Origin of the sequence: Mesorhizobium sp. M0478 (genome assembly GCF_040321305.1) — a bacterium.
Lineage (GTDB): Bacteria > Pseudomonadota > Alphaproteobacteria > Rhizobiales > Rhizobiaceae > Mesorhizobium.
Map to the genome: position 1 here is coordinate 165,751 of NZ_JAMYRH010000001.1, position 19,250 is coordinate 185,000.

The window sequence follows — 19,250 nt, forward strand, 5'->3', positions numbered from 1 at the left end:
AGAAAACTCGGCAGATCAATGACATGGCGACGCACGGAAGAAGCTTCCGGGCGAATAGCAAGTATCGCCGGTCAGGTTTCTCCAGGCATCTCTGGAAGACGACTGCGTTGTCCACTCTGGCACTTGCCCTTTCCGGCATAGCCGCCCATGCCGGCGACACCGGACTGTGGCAGCCGCAGGTCCGCGCCATCATCGGCGCCAACAACAATGGCGGCAACACGGCGATCGAGGGTTTCCTGCCGCTGAAGCAGAACCTCGAATCCGTTCTCTTTCTCGATGTGCGCTCGAAATACGATTTCGACGACGGCTTCGGCCAGGACGTCGGCCTCGGCGTTCGCCGCATCGTGAATCCGGATCTGATGATCGGCGGCTACGCCTATCTCAACATCCAGAACCACGACAGTCACCAGTTCGTCGCCTCGACGCTCGGCCTCGAGGCCATCACCTCAAAATACGATGCGCACGTAAACGTCTATCTGCCGATCAGCGGCGACCGCAGCACGGCCGGGCAAGAGTCGAGCCTGTCGCTGGTCGGTCATCAGCTGATCGAGCAGATATCGGCCATCGCCCACCGCGATTACGCGGCCTGGGGCATCGAGGGCGAGGTCGGCGTTCAGGTGCCGCTCAACCTGCCCGAGAACCATTCACTGCGTTTCGATGTCGGCGCCTACCATTTCGGCGATCCCGACGGCGACGACGGCAGCATCACCGGCGCCAAGGCCGGCCTGGAATATTCGATCGGCGACGTCATCGGCAAAGGCACGTCGCTGACCTTCACCGGCGAGGTGCGCAACGACAACCGCGATGACACCCAGTTCGCCGGCAGCATCCGGCTGACGGTGCCGCTCAACGCTTTCGACAAGGGCTCGTCTTCGGCCGATGACGGCGCCGAGCCGGTCTATCCGGTCAGCCCCGGCCTGCGCAAACGCGTCAACGAGCGCGTACGCGGCGACATCGGCGTTCGCATCGAGAGCCAGGACAAAGTTACCGGCACGTCGACGCGGGTGGCGATCAATGCCGCCACCAACACGGCATTCGGCCAGTTCTTCTTTGCCGATGGTGACAACGACGCGCTCGGCCTCGGCACGATCGGCGACCCGACCACGCTCGACAATGCAGTCGCCGGCGCCGGCGCTAACGGCGTCGTCGTCGCGCTGGGCGGCAAGGGCAACATTACGACAGCCGGCGTGACGCTCGCCAACGGACAGACCGTTATCGGCGGTGGCGGCGGTGTCCAGGCGCGGCTCGCCGACGGCAGCATCGGCACCTACAATTTCGGCGGCTCCAACGGCACCATCCAGGGCACTAACCCCGCCAACAACGTCCTGACGCTCGCCAATGGCAACACGCTGAGCGGTATCACCATCACCGGCGGCAAGGACGGCATCTTCGGCAACAACATCGCCGGCGCCACGCTGACCAACGTCACGGTCACCGGCACCGGCGGCCACGGCGCCGACTTCACCGGCACATCGACCGGCGTCAATGGCTCGAACTTCACCGCGACCGGCAACGGCCTCGACGGACTGCATATCGAAGGCGACGGCACCTATAACTTCACCGGCACGACGCTGCTGCAGGGCAATGGCGACGACGGCCTGGATATAACCGGCCACGGCACCTACACTTTCGCCACCCTCAACGCGCTCGACAACAACGATGCCGGCATTACCGTGAAGGGCACCGGGATCGCCGGCTCGATCACCATCACCGGCGGCCAGGTGTCGGGCAACAAGGCGCTCGGCGACGACGGGGTCGGTGTCTTCATCGATCCGATCACCGCCCATATCGTGCTGGATTCGATCACCCAGACCGGCGGCGCATCGGGCGTCGTGCTCGAGAATCTTTCGGGCAGCTTCACCGTCAACGGCGCGACGACGATCTCGAACACGACCGGACCGGCCATCGCGATCACGGATTCGCCGGCCGCGATCCGCTTCGGCGACATCGACATCATCAATCCCGGCACCGACGGCATGGTGTTTACCGGCGTCAATGCGTCCGTCATCGCCGGCAACATCATCATCTCCGGGCTCGGCTCCGGCATCGGCCTCGACTTCTCGAACAGCCAGACCAATTTCACGGCGCAGTCGCTGAACATAAACGGCACCGGCGGCACGACGTCCATCGGCATCGACCTTGTCCAGACCAACGGCGGCACGATCATCATTACCAATGGCGGCATCATCGCCAATGTCGGCACCGGCGTGCGGCTCGGCATTGCCGGCTCGCCGGCCGACACCGCCAACGCCCAATTCACCTTCGGTGGCGGCTCGATCGGCGGCAACCTCGCCTCGCTCGACGCACGCGGCCTCAATTCCGGTTCGGGCCAATACGCATTCGGCACGACGACGTTCAACGGGCCGCAACTGTTCGACCAGACGCAGCTGATCTTTGTCGCCGCAGGCGGCACAGGCGACGGTACCTCGCTTTCGGACCTGGCTTCGATCACCGACGCCGACAACAATACCGACGGCACCGCGATTTTCGTGCTGGTCAATCGCGGTGTCATCGACGACACCGACGGCTTTACGCTCGAAGCGGGGCAGACCCTGGCCTCTTTCGGCAACGGCCGCACCTTCTCGCTCGGCGGCCTGCCGATCAATGTGACCGGCGACAACGTCGATCACGGCAGCACCATCTCGGATGCGGCCGGTGCCGCAACGCTGACCGCTTCGGGCAGCGGCGACGTCGTCACGCTGGCCAACAATACCTCGCTCCAGGACTTCAACATCTCCGGCGGTACCGCCAACGGCATCCATGGCAGCGGCATTACCGGCGTCGTGCTGACCGGCATGAACGTGTCGGGGACCGCCCTCAATGGCGTGCTGTTCGATGGCGCCAACGACGTTTCCGGCAGCAATCTGAGCTCGACCGGTAATGGCGGCGCTGGGCTGTCGATCCAGGGCGACGGCACCTACAATTTCACCGGCACGACGACGGTGTCGGATAATGCCGGCGACGGCTTGCTGATCAACAGCAATGCCATCACCAGCTTCCAGACGCTCAACGCGACCAGCAATGGCGGCAGCGGCGTCCAGGCCACGTCAACAGGCACCGGCTCGCTTTCGATCGACGGCGGTACCGTCAACAACAACACCACATCCGCCTTTACGGCGTCGAATATCGGGCTCGGTGTCACGCTCTCCAACATCGGCCACGTCGGCGGCACAACCGGCGTCAGCCTTTCGGGCGTCAGCGGCAGCGTCAGCGTTACCGGCCCGACGACGATCGGCAGCACCACCGGCGACGGCATCTCGATCAGCGGCAGCACGGCAACGGTCGGCTTCAGCGGCGACGTGCTCATCAGCCAGGTGCTTGGCAATGGCATCGCGCTCAACGGCAACACCGGCGCCGTCAGCTTCGGCTATGCGGAAATCGGTGCGCCGGGCCTCAACGGCATCGATATTGGGGGGAATACCGGGTCAGTCACATTCTCTGGCCCCACCATCGTTGTCATCGGTTCTGCCGATGGCAGCGCGGGCATCAACTTCAGCGGCACAAACAACGACGTCAGTTTCGGTACGACGACGGTGTTGCTCGGCGAAGGGCTGAACCAGACGGGCATTGACTTCAGCGGCTCGTCAACGACAGCCGATTTCGGGCTGACCAGCATTACCGGCACCGGCGACCTGACCTCGCGCGGCATCGACCTGTCGTCGACGACCGGCAACAAGACGATCACCTTCCTGCAGGGCTCCAAGATCGACAATGTCGGCGTCGGTGTCGAATTGTCGTCAGGCGGCACCACGGCCACGTCGGCCAACGCCAACTTCACCTTCGGCGACGGCAATTCCGCCGATGGGCTGGAATCCTTCATCACCGCCGCAACCGGCGGCTACACTGTCAATACGATCGGGCTGGATCCGGCGCTCGGCAACTACGACTTCGACGATGTCGTCTTCACCGGCGATGCCCAACTGGCGGTAACTGTCGGCGGGGTCGTCATGATCTCGCAGACAGGCGGCACTATTCACGCGGGCACGAACGGGCTGAGCGCCGATGTCACCACCGTGACGGCCGCCCAGGCCGATGCCATGGTTGGCACGCAGACCTTCGCCTTTGTCGGCATCGTCGACCTCAGCGCGACGCCGTTCACGCTCGATTCGGGACAGTCGATCACCGGTTTCGGCAACGGCAATTCCATCCTCACCTCCGGTACGTTCCAGCCGGTCAATGTGCAGGGCAATCTCGGCGCCACCGGCGGCAATGTCACCGGCGATGAGGGCGTGGTCAAGAGCACGGGCGACACCCTTCATCTGCTCGGCAGCAATCAGGTGCGCAACACCGCCTTCGACTACAGCGGCGGCAGCGGCTCGGTGTTCGCCATCGACCAGAGCGTGGGTGGCTTCAACAATTCCGGCGGCATCGTTATCGAAGGCGTCACCGTCAGCAATGTCGCTGCCGGCCAGACGGCGTTCAACGTCGACGGCCTCACCGGCAACCTGTCGATTATCAACAACAATATCAACGTTGCCGGCACGCTGCTCGATGTCGACGGCGGCAACGGCAACATTACGGTCACCCGCGGCACCTTGCCCAACAGCGCGACGCCCGGCACGCTGACCGGTGGCGGCATCGCAATCGCCAACCGCACCGGCGGCTTGGTCAACTTCACGGACAAGGCGACGATCGGCGGCAGCGGCGTATCGCTGACCAACAACACCGGCGCCACAATCACCTTCGCCGATGTCGACATCACCACGGACGCCGCAACGGCGTTCACTGCAACCGGAGGCGGCTCGGTCAACGTCACGACCGGAACGATCAATGCCACCAATGCGGGAGCGGTGGCGCTCGACGGCATTGCGGCCAACATCAATTTCGCCTCGACAAGCGCCAGCTTCAATTCCGGCAGCGGTGTCGACCTGCAGCATCTGACCGGTACGGTCGCGCTCGGCACCGGCACGCTGACCAACACCGGTTCGGGTACAGCCTTCAATGTCGGCTCGGCGGCCGATCAGAGCGGCGGCAATGCAATCATCTCCTATGCCGGCACCATCGCCAGCAACGGCACCGGTGCCGCCGTCTCGATCCAGGAACTGACCGGCGGCTCGGTGACGGTGTCGGGCAATCTGACCGACGGCAACGCAGCCGATGGCGGCCAGATCTTCATCGGTGGCATCGCCAACGGCACGGCGGCGACCGTCACCTTCTCGGGAAGCAGCAAGAAGATAAGCTCTGGCGCGACGACAGCTGTACAGATCGGCTACACAGGCCCCCTCTCCGCCATCGTCCCGTATGACAACACGGACGGCACGATCAACTTCACCAATGGCGGCCTGGATATAACGACAACGACCGGAGAAGGCTTCGGCGCCGCCTTCGGCGGCACCGTCAGCGTGTCCGGCACCGGCAACAAGATCGCCTCCGGCGGCAATGGTCTGTTCATTGTCTTCGCCGACGTCGGCGTCGCCGGCGTCACCTTCGACAGCGTCTCGGCCGTATCGACATCGGACGCTGCCGGCGTCTTGCTGACAGGGTCCAATCTGGCGGGCGACGTCAACATTGGCGGCCTGAAAGATACCGGCTACATGGGCGCCTCGCTGAACGCCCTGCTCGGCACCGGTGCGGTGAATTTCACCGGCACGACCGATCTCGACGTCAGCTACCGAGGGTTTGATATCGGCGGCCCGCAAGTGGGCACCATAAACATCGCCAACGTCGCCGGCTCCACCCTGACCATCGACGGTGGGGAAGCCGGCATTGTCACGAACGGCCTGCAGGCAGGAATCATCAACGTTGGCGGCAATGGCGGCGTCGCCAGCATCGGCGCGACGACAAGCACCACCGGTGCGGCTATCGCCGTCAGCGGCGGTAACGACCTCATTCACGCCACGCTGAACTACAACGGCTCGATCAAGGTCGACACCGGCATGGTCGTGCAGGCCGTGGCCGACTGGAGCGAGCTCAACATGAGCGGTTCGGTCGTTTCGACTACGGCAGCAACTGGCATTGGTACGGCGGCCTTCGTCTTCACCGGCAACGCCAACGGCGTCTACAATATTTCAAGCACGATCGATCATACCGGCACGGGCATCGGCGTGCGGTTTGACGGATCGTCTAACGGGACGGCCACCTTCTCCGGTGCGTCGAAGATCTTCAACACCAGCAGCGGCACCAACGACGCGATCGTCAAGTTGCCCAGCATCAGCCCGACCCAGGGCATGGGCACGCTCAACTTCACCAATGACGGCCTGGTCATCACCACCTCGAGCGGCGCCGGCTTCACCGCCAGCACTTTCGGCGCCGGCACGGTCAGCGTCAGCGGCACGGGCAACTCGATAACCACGACGACAGGCACCGCGCTCAACCTCGACAACGCGACGGTCGGCGCCGGCGGCATCAATTTCAGCTCCATCTCGGTCAATGGAGCGGCGACCGGCGTTTCGCTCAACAATGTCAGCGGCGGCACGCTCAATCTCGGCACGGTGAACCTGCAAGGCATCACCTCGACCGGCGTCGACATTTCCGGCACGCTCGGCTCGACGGTAAACTTCGCCAGCCTGACCATCGCCATGCCCGGCGACAATTCGACCGGCATCACCTTCGCCGATGCAGTCGTCAACAGCATCTTCACGACTGGCGGTTTCACGCTCACCAGTGCTTCCTCGACCGGCACCACCGCCGTCAACCTGTCCAACACCACCGGCACCGGCACCATCCAGCTCGGCGATCCGAACACGGCCGGCGCATCCTCCACCATCGGCGGCGCCGGCGCCGGACCCGGCATCGGCTTCCAGTTCACCCCGACGACGGCGATCAACTTGATCTATGGCGACGGCGAAAGCGCGGTCGACAAGCTGTCGACGGTCAAGGCAATCGACATCCTCAATTCCACCGGCGTTTTCCCGGTCGGCGGCACCTATAATTTCCAGGATGTCGACGGCGCCAATGGCGGCTTCATCGGCGACCTCTCCGAGGCCCAGGGACCGACCACCTATTATGTCGACCAGGACGGCGACGGCGACGGCACCGCCGCCAATCCGGGCTCGATTGCCGGCGCGGAAGCGTCGGGCGCCTCGGTTGTCATCCTTGTCGACACGTCGCAGAACGGCACCAGCAACCTCATCGACATGATGCAGGCTCAGCAGAATGGCGGCGGCAACAACACGCTCAACCTTGCCGACGGCCAGATCCTGATCGGCCTCAAGGCCGGCGATTCCATCGATACCGCGCCGCTGGGCGCCGTCGGCGGCGGCCTCGGCGGCAATTTCAGCTTCAGCGGCATCAATGCCTCGACCGTCATCACGGCAGGGTCCAATGTCGACAGCGTGCTGGCGACGCTGACGACCGCGAGCGGCAACACTATCGATTTCTCCGGCAAGGCCGGCATCGAAAACGTCATCGTGCAGAACACCGGTGCGGGCCTTGGCATCTCCGGCACCAACATCACCGATCTTATCCTGCGCCGCGCCACGATCGCCGGCGGCACCGGTGGCGCCCTGTCGCTTACCGACGGCGCCGCTGCCAGCCAGATCGCACTGTCGAACCTGATCCTGTCGGCAACCGGCGGCGACATTGCCAAGGTTGACGGCACGGTCGGCGCCGGGCTGATGAAGGTCAGCGCCTTCTCCGACATCACGCTTCTGGGCAACAATGGCGAAACCGGCGGCTTTGGGGTGAGCGGTGTCACCTTCGATGCCGTTCCAGCGACCGTCGGCATCGACCAGGTCGACGGCGGCGCCTTCGTCGCCGGCACAAGCAGCAATGGCGTCGGCGGTTATGGCCTGACGCTGTCCGGTGTATCCGGCGATATCCAGTTCGACAGCATCACCGTCTACGGTGGCGTCAACGGCATCGCCTTCAATGGCGTTGACGCCACCGTCACGGTCAGCGGCGCCACCACCATCACCGGCACCACAGGCTTCGGCATCAGTGCGATCAACACCAATCCCGGCACTTTCAACTTCAACACGGTGACGGTGAACAACGTCGCGACGACCGGCGGCGGCATAAACTGGGTCAGCGGCAACCTCAACATCGCCGGCCTCGCCAACATCGACACGAGCAGCGGCGTCGGCTTCTCGCAAAGCGCCGGCACGGTGAACTTCCTCAACGGCCTGACCATCGATACCACCAGCGGCACCGGCATTGTCGGGACCGGTGGCGTTATGGGCATCACCGCTTCCGCTGCAGCCCAGACGGTAAATTCGACCAGCGGCCAGGCGATCAACCTCATCAACGTCGCCGCCGGCATTGCGCTCGACTCGACCTCGTCGGGCGGCGGCACCAACAATGTTGGCCTGGCCAATGTCACCGGAACAGTCAGCCTCGGATCCGGCGCATTGAGCGGCGCTTCGGGCGTCGCATTCCTGCTCACCGGCGGTGCTGCGACCGTCAGCTATGGCGGCACGGTCACCAAGACCACCGCCGGCAAGATCGTCGACATCTCCGGCGTCACCGGCGGCACGGTCACACTGTCCGGCGCGCTCAGCGCCACCGGCGGTTTCGACAATGGTGTTTATGTCCACGGCAACTCCGGCGGGACCATCACTCTCAGCGGTGGCACGAAGACGCTGACCACTGGCGCCAATACGGCGGTCGACTTGACGACCAACACCGGCGCGACGATCAACTTCGATACGGGTGGCCTGGTGATTACCACCACCTCCGGCACCGGCTTCAACGCCAGCGGCGGTGGCATGGTCAGCGTCGGCGCGCTCCTCAGCGACAACAGCATCACCACGACGGCCGGCGGCACCGCGTTGAACCTCAATGGCGTTACGATTGGCGCTGCGGGCATGAATTTCGACAGTGTTTCGGCCACTGCCGCCGCAACCGGCATCTCGCTGACCAATATCGCCTCGTCCGGCGGCGGCGCCATCATTCTCGGCACGGTCAACCTGCAAGGCATCACCACGCGTGGTGTCGATGTTTCCGGCACGCTTGGCGCGGCGCTGTCCTTCAACGATCTCGACATCGGCCTGAACAGCACCACGGGCGTGGCCTTCGACCTCAACGGTGCCACCATCAATGCGGCGGTGACGGCCAATGACTTCGATGTCACCAATGCCGCCGCCGCCGGCACCTCGATAGGCGTCGACCTGCGTGGCACCACTGGCGGCCAGACGGTACGCCTCGGCGATGCCGTTGTCGGCGGCGCCAGCTCCAGCATTGCCGGCGTCAACACCGGCGTGTTCCTCAACAGCGCCACCAACCTCGCTTTCACCTATGGCGACGGCGAATCGGCGACCGACCAGCTCTCGACCATCGGCGCCAATGTAGGCATCGACGCATCCAGTGCGCCGGTTGCCGGCACCTACAATTTCCAGGATGTGAACTTCCAGTCGGCTCCCGGCCTGGGCTTCGGAGTCGGCAAGGTCTATTTCGTCGGCGCGTCCGCGACCGGTGACGGCAGCGGTCGCGACCAGAACAATCTCGCGACGCTGGCCACCGCCGAAGCAGCAGCCGTGGCGACGGACATTCTGGTTCTCGTCAACGATGGCGGCACCATCACCGCGGCAGGCAGCAATGGCAACGACACGCTGGCTCTCGCCACCGGCGAGCAGGTGCGCGGCTTCGGCAACGGCAACATCAATCTGGCGCTGACGGTGCCCTCCACCATCCAGCTCGCCAGCAACAGCATCTCGATCATCGACCAGACGCCCAATGGCGCCGCGACGCTGACGACGAGCGCCGGCAACAATGTCATCACGCTCGGCGCCAGCGGCAACATCATCGACGGCTTCATCCTGAATGGCAGCCCGGCGGGTGCCGCGCGTGGCGTCAAGGACAATGGCGCGGGTGCTGCGAATACCGTCATCAGCAACATGACCATCAGCAATTTCGCCACGCAGGGTATCGAGATCACGCCGTCAAACAGCACGACGATCAACAACGTTACTTTCTCCGGCAACGCCAGCGATGTGTGGCTGAACGCGTCCAACACCACCATCACCAACGTCACCAGCACCGGCGCCACCGGCATTGCTTTCAAACTCGACAACACCACCGGCACGACGACGCTGACCAACGTCAACATCACCACGGCGGCGACCGGAACCGGCATCGCCTTCGGTGGCGCGTCGGGCGCTGGCGGCACGATTGCCGGTACCAATGTCGACATATCGGGCGGCAGCGGCCTTTCGGTGACCGGCGGCAACGCGGTGATCAGCTTCGACGGCGCCAGCTCTATCATCAGCACGTCGGGCGCGGCGGCCACGATCTCGACCCGCGCTGGCGGCAGTTTCACCTTCGCCGGCTCGATGATCGCCAATGGCGCTGCCAGCGGCATTAGTATTTCCGGCGCGACGGCGGCCAATACGGTGAGCTTCACCGGTACGGTCGATCTCGGCACCACGACGCCGATGACCGGCACCGCAGTCGCAATCAACAACGGCGCCACGGCCTCGACCGTCAGCTTCGCAAACCTCGACATCGTCACCAACGGCACCACCGGATTCAGCGCCATCAATGGCGGCACGGTCAATGTGACGACCGGCACGGTGAGCTCCACTTCCGCGCAGGCGGTCAACCTCAACGGCATCGCCACCACCACCGGCATCAATTTCACCTCGACCAATTCGACCGGCGGCACCAACAACGTGTCGCTGACCAATGTCACCGGCGCCGGCACTGTCAGCCTCGGCTCCGGTGCGCTCGGCGGCGCGACCGGCGCGGCCTTCCTGGTCACCGGCGGCTCGGCCAATGTCAGCTATGCCGGCTCGGTCACCAAGACCACGGCCGGAAACGTCGTCAGCATCTCCACCCGCACCGCCGGCACCACGACATTGTCGGGCACTCTCAGCGCCACCGGCGGCGTGGCCAACGGGATCCTCGTCAACGCCAACACCGGCGGCACGATCAACTTCTCCGGCGCCAGCAAGATACTGACCACCGGAGCCAACAATGCCGTCGACCTGACGGCGAACACCAACACCGCGGTCAACTTCACCGGCGGCGGCCTAGCCATCACCACCACCTCCGGCACCGGCTTCAACGCCACGAGCAACGGTACTGGCACCGTGACCGTTATCGGCTCGGGCAACACGATTTCGACCGGCAGCGGCGTCGCGGTCAACCTTGACAGCGTTGCCATCGCGGCGGGCGGCGTGACCTTCGCTTCCACGAACAAAGGCGCCGGCGGCACCAGCGCCGTCATCCTCGATACCGTCACCGGTTCGGGAGCGATCGACCTCGGCACCGGCGCGCTGGTGGGCGGAACAAGCGCCGTGATCCGTATCGGCGATGGCCTAGGCACCGCCAACAGCGGCGGCACGGCGGCCTTCACCTATGCCGGCGCGATCACCAGCGGCAGCACCGGCCAGGCGGTCAACATCCAGGATCGCGCCCTGACCGCCGGCAACATCACCCTGTCGGGCAACATCACGCATAATGCGGCGGGCCAGATCGGCATCCTGCTGGACGACAATGTCGCCGGCATCATCACCTTCTCCGGCGCGTCGAAATCGATCACCTCGACCACGGCGGCTGGCGTCAGCCTGAGCGACAATGCCGGCGCGACGATCAACTTCACCAATGGCGGGCTGGTCATCGCCACGACCAGCGGCGCCGGTTTCAGCGCCACCGGCCCCGGTCCGGCAGCCACCACCGGCGGCACGATGACGGTGCAGGGCACCGGCAACACCATCGTGTCCGGCACGGGCACGGCCCTTAATGTCGCCAACACGACGATCGGCGCCGGCGACGTGACGTTCAGGAGCATTGCGTCCAATGGTGCAGCCAACGGCATCGTGCTCAACAACACCGGCACCAGCGGCAATCTGGTGGTGACCGGCACCGGCGCGACGGGGGGCAGCGGCGGCACGATCCAGAACTCGACCGGCGATGGCGTCAGCCTGACCGACACTCAGGATGTCAGCCTGAGCAACATGATTATCAGCGACAATGCGGGCAACGGCATAAAGGGCCTGCGCGTCAACGGTGTGGTGCTCAACGGTCTGACCCTGAACAGCAATGCCGATGCCAACACCGAGTCCGGAATCCTGTTCAACGAACTTACCGGCAACGCCTCGCACGTCACCACGTTCACCAACCTCACGGTCTCCAACTCATTCACCCATAACGTGCAGGTCATCAATTCCGGCGGCACGTTGGCGAACCTGGTGGTGAGCGGCGGCACGTTCTCGAACAACGGCGCCTCGAACAATGCCGGCAGCGACTTCATCTTCGAGGCGGACGGCGCCGGTGTCGCCGGCGCGCCGACGATGACGCTGACCGTCGACGGCGCAACCTTCACCGGCAACAACGCCTATCCCGGACCGGGAGTCATCCCTGGAACCGGTCTGTTCGTCATTGCCAATGACGGCACCGTCAACGCTCACATCGGCGAGACCACGGGAAATCTATTCAACAATCTGAACAACGGCATCAACCTTACCCAGAGCAGCAATTCCGGCGCCGGCACGGGCGGCAATCTGAATTTCACCGTCCGGAACAACACCGTCACCAACAGCGACTCGACGGCCATCAACGTGTTCAGCAGCGGCGACCTCGCACGGACGCTTGACGGCACAATCGCCAACAACGTCATCGGTACGCAAGGCGTAGCAACCTCGGGATCGCGAACCGGCAACGGCATCAGGGTTGGGCATGAAAGCCTCGGCGTCGCCAAGGTGCTGATCGACAACAACATTATCCAGAGCATCGGCGTCAACGGCATAAGCGGTGGCGACAGCGTCTCGATCACGCAGCTCGTGCAGCCGGGCACCGTGCACGCGACGGTCACCAACAACACCATTCGCGACAATGCCGACAGCCGCGGCATCACGGTCACCGCCACATTTGCCGGCGCTATCATCAATGCCGACGTTCATGCCAACACCATCACCAACGTCAACAACGCCAATGCCATCCGCTTCCTCGCGGACGGCCTCGGCGGCGCCGACGGCACGATCAACGTACCGCAGGCGAGCGAGGCCGGTATCGAAACCGTCAATGGCGGGGCAACGGCACTGACGGACACCCGGACGTTCTTCAACCAGCCGCTGCCACTGCTGCCTGCCGCGACACCGTAGTCAGCAACCTTGGATTTCGTCCTAGGAAATATATTTTATGAATTTGATATCGACTTGTTGTCTTACTTAGGCATAATACAAGAATTCAGACAGTAAGCGGCCAACGGAGGGAACGGGGATGAGTGAGCCTTATTTAGGTGAAGTCAAGATCATTTCCTGGAACTATGCACCGCGCGGCTGGGCATTTTGTAACGGCCAGTTGTTGCCGCTTAACCAGAACCAGCCATTGTTCTCACTTCTTGGCACCAGGTACGGCGGCAACGGCCAGACAAATTTTGCCCTTCCGGATATGAGGGGACGTGCGCCGGTTCATACGGGCGGCCCTATTGGTGCAATTGTCGGCGGCCAGGGCGGCGAAGAGTTTCACACGCTCACGCTCGGCGAAATGCCGACACACAACCATTTCGTCAACGCATCGAACACTTCCGGCAACGTCAACAATCCATCCGGCGCGCTGTTGGGGGCGAACGCCAGCCCGATCTATCAGCCGCCTGGCAGCGCGGTGGCTATGGCGAAGGAAAACATCACTTTCGTCGGTGGCGGCCAGCCGCATGAGAACAGATCGCCCTATCTCGTCTTGAATTTCATCATTGCCCTGCAAGGCATATTCCCGTCGCGAAATTAAGAGGACGCTTCGATGAGCCAACCTTTTGTCGGCGAGATCAGGATGTTCGGTGGCAATTTCCCTCCGAATGGCTGGGCGTTCTGCCAAGGCCAGTTGATGCCGATCTCCGAGAACGAAACCTTGTTCAATCTGATCGGTACGACCTATGGCGGCGACGGGGAGGAAACATTCGCCCTGCCCAACCTCGCATCCCGCATCCCCGTCCATGCTGGCAAGGGCCCGCTGGTCAGCCAGACCTATATCATCGGAGAACTGGGCGGGGTCGAATCCGTCACTGTTTCAACCCAACAAATGCCGAACCATTCCCATACCTGGACCGGTTCGTCGAATATCGCCAAGAATCCGGGTCCGTCCGGCGGTGTCCTGGCGACATCGAGCCTGCTGACGCCCTATGTGGGTATCGCACCTGATGGCAACATGGCCGCCGGAGCCATTTCGCCGGCCGGCGGCAGCCAGCCTCACGACAATATGGTGCCGTTCCTCGCCGTCAGTTTCATCATCTCGCTATTTGGCATCTTCCCCCAGCAAAGCTAGAGACTTGCCATGACCAATCCGTTCGTCGCCGAAATTCGAATTTTTGCCGGAGATTTCGCCCCGACGGGGTGGGCGACCTGCGATGGCCAGCTCCTGCCAATCTCGCAGAATACGGCGCTGTTTTCGCTGCTGGGCACAGTTTACGGCGGCGACGGCAAGTCGACCTTCGCGTTGCCGAATATGGCTGGCTCCGCGCCCATGGGGCAAGGACAGGGCAATGGCTTGTCGGAGCGGTTTCTCGGCGAGACGGGTGGCGAAACGTCCATCACCCTTCTGCAAACGGAAATGCCGCAACATAATCATTTTGTCGCGATATCCACCGAGAGTGGCGCCCAGGGAACTCTTACCGATGCGGTTGTTCTGGGGAAATCGGGGGGCGGAACGCTGTATCAGAACAACACTTCGCAAAATCTGGTCCAGATGGACCCCCAGGCACTGAGCATGACGGGCAGTACGTTGCCTCACAACAACCTGCCTCCCTATCTGGCGATGACGTTCATCATTGCCATGCAAGGCGTTTATCCGGCGCGTCCGTAAGCGCCACTCCATGATCCAGCTTCCGATTGTGGACAACGGGCCTGTTATATTTTGCTGGGTGCGCGCGGCGCGGATTGATCTGACGTTCCGCCCGATGGCGGACACCGATCTGCCGTTCCTGTCGGCGCTCTACGCCTCGACCCGCGCCGAAGAACTTGCCGTCACGCCGTGGAGCGACGCGCAGAAAACGGCGTTCCTCGACATGCAGTTTCAAGCGCAGCACGCGCATTACCAGAAATACTATCCCAACGCCGACTGGCTGGTGATCGAGCAGGCAAGGCAAGATATCGGTCGCCTGTATATCGAGCGCTCGGCGAGCGAGCATTGCATCATAGATATCGCCTTCCTGCCGGCGCATCGCGGCAAGGGGTCTGGCGGTGCGTTGCTCGCCGATCTCATCGATGAGGCCGCCGCCGTCGGCAAGTCGGTCTCGATCCATGTCGAGAAGAACAATCCAGCGCGGCGGCTCTACAAGCGCCTCGGCTTCACCGTTGCCGAGGACAAGGGCGTCTACGACCTGATGATCCGTTCGCCGTAAGGGCCGTGCCGGTCGTCACGTGCCGCGATACCAGGAGACGATGGTGAAACGTTCGTTGCACGTGACCGGGGTGACTTCATGCGTCGTTTCCGAGCGAAAGGCGACGAGAGAGCCCGGCAATGCCGGCATGGCAATGCGCAGGTCCGGGCCGCTGTAAGGCCCATGCAGGACCAGCGAGCCGCCTGCATAGCTTTCTGGCGAAGGGTTGTCCGATTGACGGTTGAGAAAGATCACCACCGAGATCTTTCGGAACCGCGACTCGTCGTGAATGAGCGGCGTGTTGCCATCCTGGTGCGGCACAAAGAAATCGCCTTGCCGATAGTGAAGGAACTGAGGTTTCTCGACCTGGCCGAGCAGCAGCCCGAAATGCCGCTCCAGAGCCGCCTTCTGCTGCGCCAACAGGGCACTCACTCGCTCTTCAGTGGCCTGCGAAACATCGGCGCGCACGGTCTTTCGGATCTCCGGCCATGCCATCTTCTGGTCGGCACGCCCCAGCAGGCCGGCCGGCCGGCCCAAAGCCGCCCGAATTTCCGCGCACAGTGCGCTACACGCCGCTCCGTCAAATACGTCCGCAATCTCGATATAGTCGATCATATGTCGAGCCGCCGCGCTGCCAAATCGCCCTGATGGCCGGAGCGTCCCCGTGGCCGATCCGGTCGAAAAAAATCAGTTGAATACCGCCTCGTAAAGCCGCCCTGCCTCATCGGCAGCGATCGGCACGATGAAGATCTCATGGGCGCCGCTTTTGCCGTTGAACCGATAGATAGCCTGCGGCAGCGCCGCGTCGCGCGGCCCCCTGAACAGCAGCGTGAAGCCACCGCCGTCGCGCGGGCTGTTGGCAATGGGCTGCACCGCGCTCAGTTCCATCGTGAGCGTCTGACCGCCGGCTTCGACGGAAAAGCTCTGCCCCTGCTCGAAATCCGAAAGCGATGCCATGCGCCTGCCCTGGTTCGTCTGTCTTTCAGACGGCTCTCTTGAGATGTCTATCCCGTCAGCCAATCTCGCCGCTTCATGGCGTGCTGTCTATAGAGCTCGATCTCCAGAAGTACAAAAGAGCACGATCAAACAAACAGATAGATTTATCTTGGCCACGTAGCGTGAAGCAGCCGTCAACGCGTTGCGCACCGGCAGCCACTGGCCTAAACCGGAATGGTATAAGAGGAGAACACTAGGGATGACTGACGCGAAAACAGACACGGCCCCGGCCGGAAGCACCGCGACCAACACGCTGCCGCTGTTCTACAAAAAACCCGAGGCGCTCAATCCGCTGCGGCACGGCTCACTCGGCCTTACGGCGCGGACCGATTTCTCCTTTGCCCGCACCGCGCACGCCATCCCCGTCGTCGCATCGGAAATGCCGGCGGCGATGCGCTCCTATCCGATCGTTTTCATTGGCGACGCCAAGGCGCCTGTCATCATCACCGGTCTGCGCCAGGACCAGAACCTGTTCGTAGGCGCCGACGGCAAATGGGCGGAGCCGCATTACATTCCCGCCTATGTCCGCCGTTACCCCTTCATCCTCGCCGATGAATCGAAAACGACCGGCCGCCTGACGTTGTGCATCGACCGTGCCAGCGAACGCGTCGTCGAGCAGATGCCTTCGTCCAAGGACAGCGACGAGATCGCGCCCTTCTTCGACGGCAACGAGCCGGCCGAGGCCTCGAAGCAGGCGCTCGCCTTCTGCAGCCAGTTCCAGACCGACTTCAATGCGACTCGCGCCATGATCGACAAGATCGACGCGCACGGCCTGTTCGCGCCGCGGCAGAGCAAGGTGACGCTGGAGGGCGGCGAGACCCTCAACCTCACCGACTTTCAGGTGATCGACGAGCCGGCCTTCAACAAATTGAGCGACGAGGCGTTTCTCGATCTCAGGAAATCCGGCGCGCTTGCGCTGCTCTATTGCCATCTCGCCTCGAGCAACAGCTGGACCTCGCTGGTCTTCCAGGCGTCATTGCGGCGAGCTGGCTGACGCGGCCCGCGACGAAAAGCTTCGGCAAGGCGCGGGTTGTTTAAATCAACGGTTCGCGCCTTCGTACGACGATCTCTCCGCCGCTCGAATCATGCTGTTGTCGTGCAGATCGCTTGCCATGACGGGCTGGCGAACTCCCAATGCTCGACGTGTAGCTCTCGCCGAAATGCGCCGAGGCGGCATCACCCCCCGGTTCGCGGACCTGTCAATAAAGTCGAGCACGCCAGCCTTGCTGCCCTCCTCGATCGTTGAATATCCGGTCGCGGCCATCGATCACGGTCCGAACGCAAAAAGCCCGCGTGAAGCGGGCTTTTTTTGTTGGTTGCGGGGACAGGATTTGAACCTGTGACCTTCAGGTTATGAGCCTGACGAGCTACCGGGCTGCTCCACCCCGCGTCACCTCCAGGGCAAGCTCTTGCTTGCTCCGGACTCTCCAGGGCAAGCTCTTGCCTGCTCCGGATCTGAAGCAAGCGTTTGCTTGCTTATCTGGACGTAAGCCTGGGCCTATGAACAGGATGGCTTACAGATAGGTATATGGCTGACCAAATGAAAGGGCCGCTTGCGCGGCCCGTGATCCCTTGGCGGGCCTTTTCGTAGAGAGAAGATTTCAGTTTCATCCGGTTTGCGGATGAGAGTTCAACGTGCGTTTTGCAGACCTGGCAGCGACCTACTCTCCCGCGTCTTGAGACGAAGTACCATCAGCGCTGGAGCGTTTCACGGCCGAGTTCGGAATGGGATCGGGTGCAGCCGCTCCGCCATAACCACCAGGTCGGCAAAACGCACGTTATATCGAGAAGCTGTTTTTTCGTGCCAAGGCGACGTTTGTGTCTAGCTAACGGACAAGTCCGCAAGCGCGACTGCGCGTCGCCGGTTTTCCGGCGCCCTCGCGGAGCATAGGCCCTGTTAAGGGCCGCTCATGCGTGAGCGCTGGTCAGATCATCGTGTTCACGATGAGCATAAGGAATGAGAACGATCAAGCCGATCGAACTATTAGTACCGGTAAGCTTCAAGCGTTGCCGCTCTTCCACACCCGGCCTATCAACGTGGTCGTCTTCCACGGTTCTCAGGGAATACTCGTTTTAAGGTGGGTTTCCCGCTTAGATGCCTTCAGCGGTTATCCCGTCCGGATATAGCTACCCTGCTATGCGGCTGGCGCCACAACAGGTCCACCAGAGATCCGTCCATCCCGGTCCTCTCGTACTAGGGACAGATCCTTTCAATATTCCTACACCCACGGCAGATAGGGACCGAACTGTCTCACGACGTTCTGAACCCAACTCACGTACCGCTTTAAATGGCGAACAGCCATACCCTTGGGACCTGCTCCAGCCCCAGGATGCGATGAGTCGACATCGAGGTGCCAAACAACCCCGTCGATATGGACTCTTGGGGGTCATCAGCCTGTTATCCCCGGCGTACCTTTTATCCGTTGAGCGATGGCCCTTCCACGCGGGACCACCGGATCACTATGACCGACTTTCGTCTCTGCTCGACTTGTCAGTCTCGCAGTCAGGCAGGCTTATGCCATTGCACTCAGCGAACGATTTCCGACCGTTCTGAGCCCACCATCGCGCGCCTCCGTTACTCTTTAGGAGGCGACCGCCCCAGTCAAACTACCCACCATACATTGTCCCGGACCCGGATAACGGGCCGCGGTTAGACATCCATAGTAATAAGGGTGGTATTTCAAGGGTGGCTCCACCTGAGCTGGCGCCCAGGTTTCAAAGCCTACCACCTATCCTACACATGCCACTACGAATGCCAATGTAAAGCTATAGTAAAGGTGCACGGGGTCTTTCCGTCTAACCGCAGGAACCCCGCATCTTCACGGGGAATTCAATTTCACTGAGTCTATGCTGGAGACAGCGGGGAAGTCGTTACGCCATTCGTGCAGGTCGGAACTTACCCGACAAGGAATTTCGCTACCTTAGGACCGTTATAGTTACGGCCGCCGTTTACTGGGGCTTCGATTCAGAGCTTGCACCCCTCCTCTTAACCTTCCAGCACCGGGCAGGCGTCAGACCCTATACGTCGTCTTGCGACTTCGCAGAGCCCTGTGTTTTTGAT

Annotated in this window: 8 protein-coding genes, 1 tRNA gene and 2 rRNA genes (1 of these 11 running past the window's edge); 6 read left to right on the forward strand and 5 right to left on the reverse strand. The window is 62.5% G+C overall.

The window, feature by feature from the left end:
• Positions 1–107 precede the first annotated feature (107 nt).
• The 5 genes from NKI64_RS00815 to NKI64_RS00835 all read left to right on the forward strand — a co-directional run bounded on the left by NKI64_RS00815 (position 108) and on the right by NKI64_RS00835 (position 15,214).
• On the forward strand, positions 108–12,980 hold the full coding sequence (locus NKI64_RS00815) for a hypothetical protein (protein ID WP_352666197.1): 12,873 nt from the start codon (positions 108–110) through the stop codon (positions 12,978–12,980).
• Between the two features lie 118 nt (positions 12,981–13,098).
• Positions 13,099–13,605, forward strand: a complete 507-nt coding sequence (locus NKI64_RS00820; RefSeq protein WP_352666199.1) for a phage tail protein — start codon at positions 13,099–13,101, stop codon at positions 13,603–13,605.
• 12 nt (positions 13,606–13,617) lie between these two features.
• Entirely contained in the window at positions 13,618–14,139 is a 522-nt protein-coding gene (locus NKI64_RS00825; RefSeq protein ID WP_023672956.1) for a phage tail protein, read from the forward strand.
• A gap of 9 nt (positions 14,140–14,148) precedes the next feature.
• Positions 14,149–14,676 carry a phage tail protein gene (locus tag NKI64_RS00830; protein WP_023672957.1) on the forward strand — a complete coding sequence of 176 codons (528 nt, stop codon included), beginning with the start codon at positions 14,149–14,151 and terminating at the stop codon, positions 14,674–14,676.
• Between the two features lie 10 nt (positions 14,677–14,686).
• Positions 14,687–15,214, forward strand: coding sequence for a GNAT family N-acetyltransferase (locus NKI64_RS00835; protein ID WP_031203583.1), 528 nt, complete (start codon positions 14,687–14,689; stop codon positions 15,212–15,214).
• A 15-nt stretch (positions 15,215–15,229) separates the two neighbouring features.
• Here NKI64_RS00835 and NKI64_RS00840 read toward each other — a convergent pair whose 3' ends face one another.
• Positions 15,230–15,808, reverse strand: coding sequence for a 2OG-Fe(II) oxygenase (locus NKI64_RS00840; protein ID WP_023672959.1), 579 nt, complete (start codon positions 15,806–15,808; stop codon positions 15,230–15,232).
• A 72-nt stretch (positions 15,809–15,880) separates the two neighbouring features.
• Positions 15,881–16,150 carry a DUF6916 family protein gene (locus tag NKI64_RS00845; RefSeq protein ID WP_023672960.1) on the reverse strand — a complete coding sequence of 90 codons (270 nt, stop codon included), beginning with the start codon at positions 16,148–16,150 and terminating at the stop codon, positions 15,881–15,883.
• A gap of 238 nt (positions 16,151–16,388) precedes the next feature.
• Between NKI64_RS00845 and NKI64_RS00850 the strand changes: the two genes are divergently transcribed.
• Positions 16,389–17,183 (forward strand): SapC family protein, encoded by a 795-nt coding sequence (locus tag NKI64_RS00850; RefSeq protein WP_352666202.1) that lies wholly within the window; start codon positions 16,389–16,391, stop codon positions 17,181–17,183.
• A 319-nt stretch (positions 17,184–17,502) separates the two neighbouring features.
• On the opposite strand, the gene NKI64_RS00855 is transcribed toward NKI64_RS00850, so the two are convergent.
• The 3 genes from NKI64_RS00855 to NKI64_RS00865 form a co-directional block, all read right to left on the reverse strand.
• Positions 17,503–17,579 (reverse strand) — tRNA-Met (locus NKI64_RS00855).
• A gap of 258 nt (positions 17,580–17,837) precedes the next feature.
• Positions 17,838–17,952: ribosomal RNA gene (gene rrf / locus NKI64_RS00860) — 5S ribosomal RNA — on the reverse strand.
• A gap of 200 nt (positions 17,953–18,152) precedes the next feature.
• Positions 18,153–19,250 (reverse strand): 23S ribosomal RNA (locus NKI64_RS00865); it runs 1,704 nt beyond the window's last position.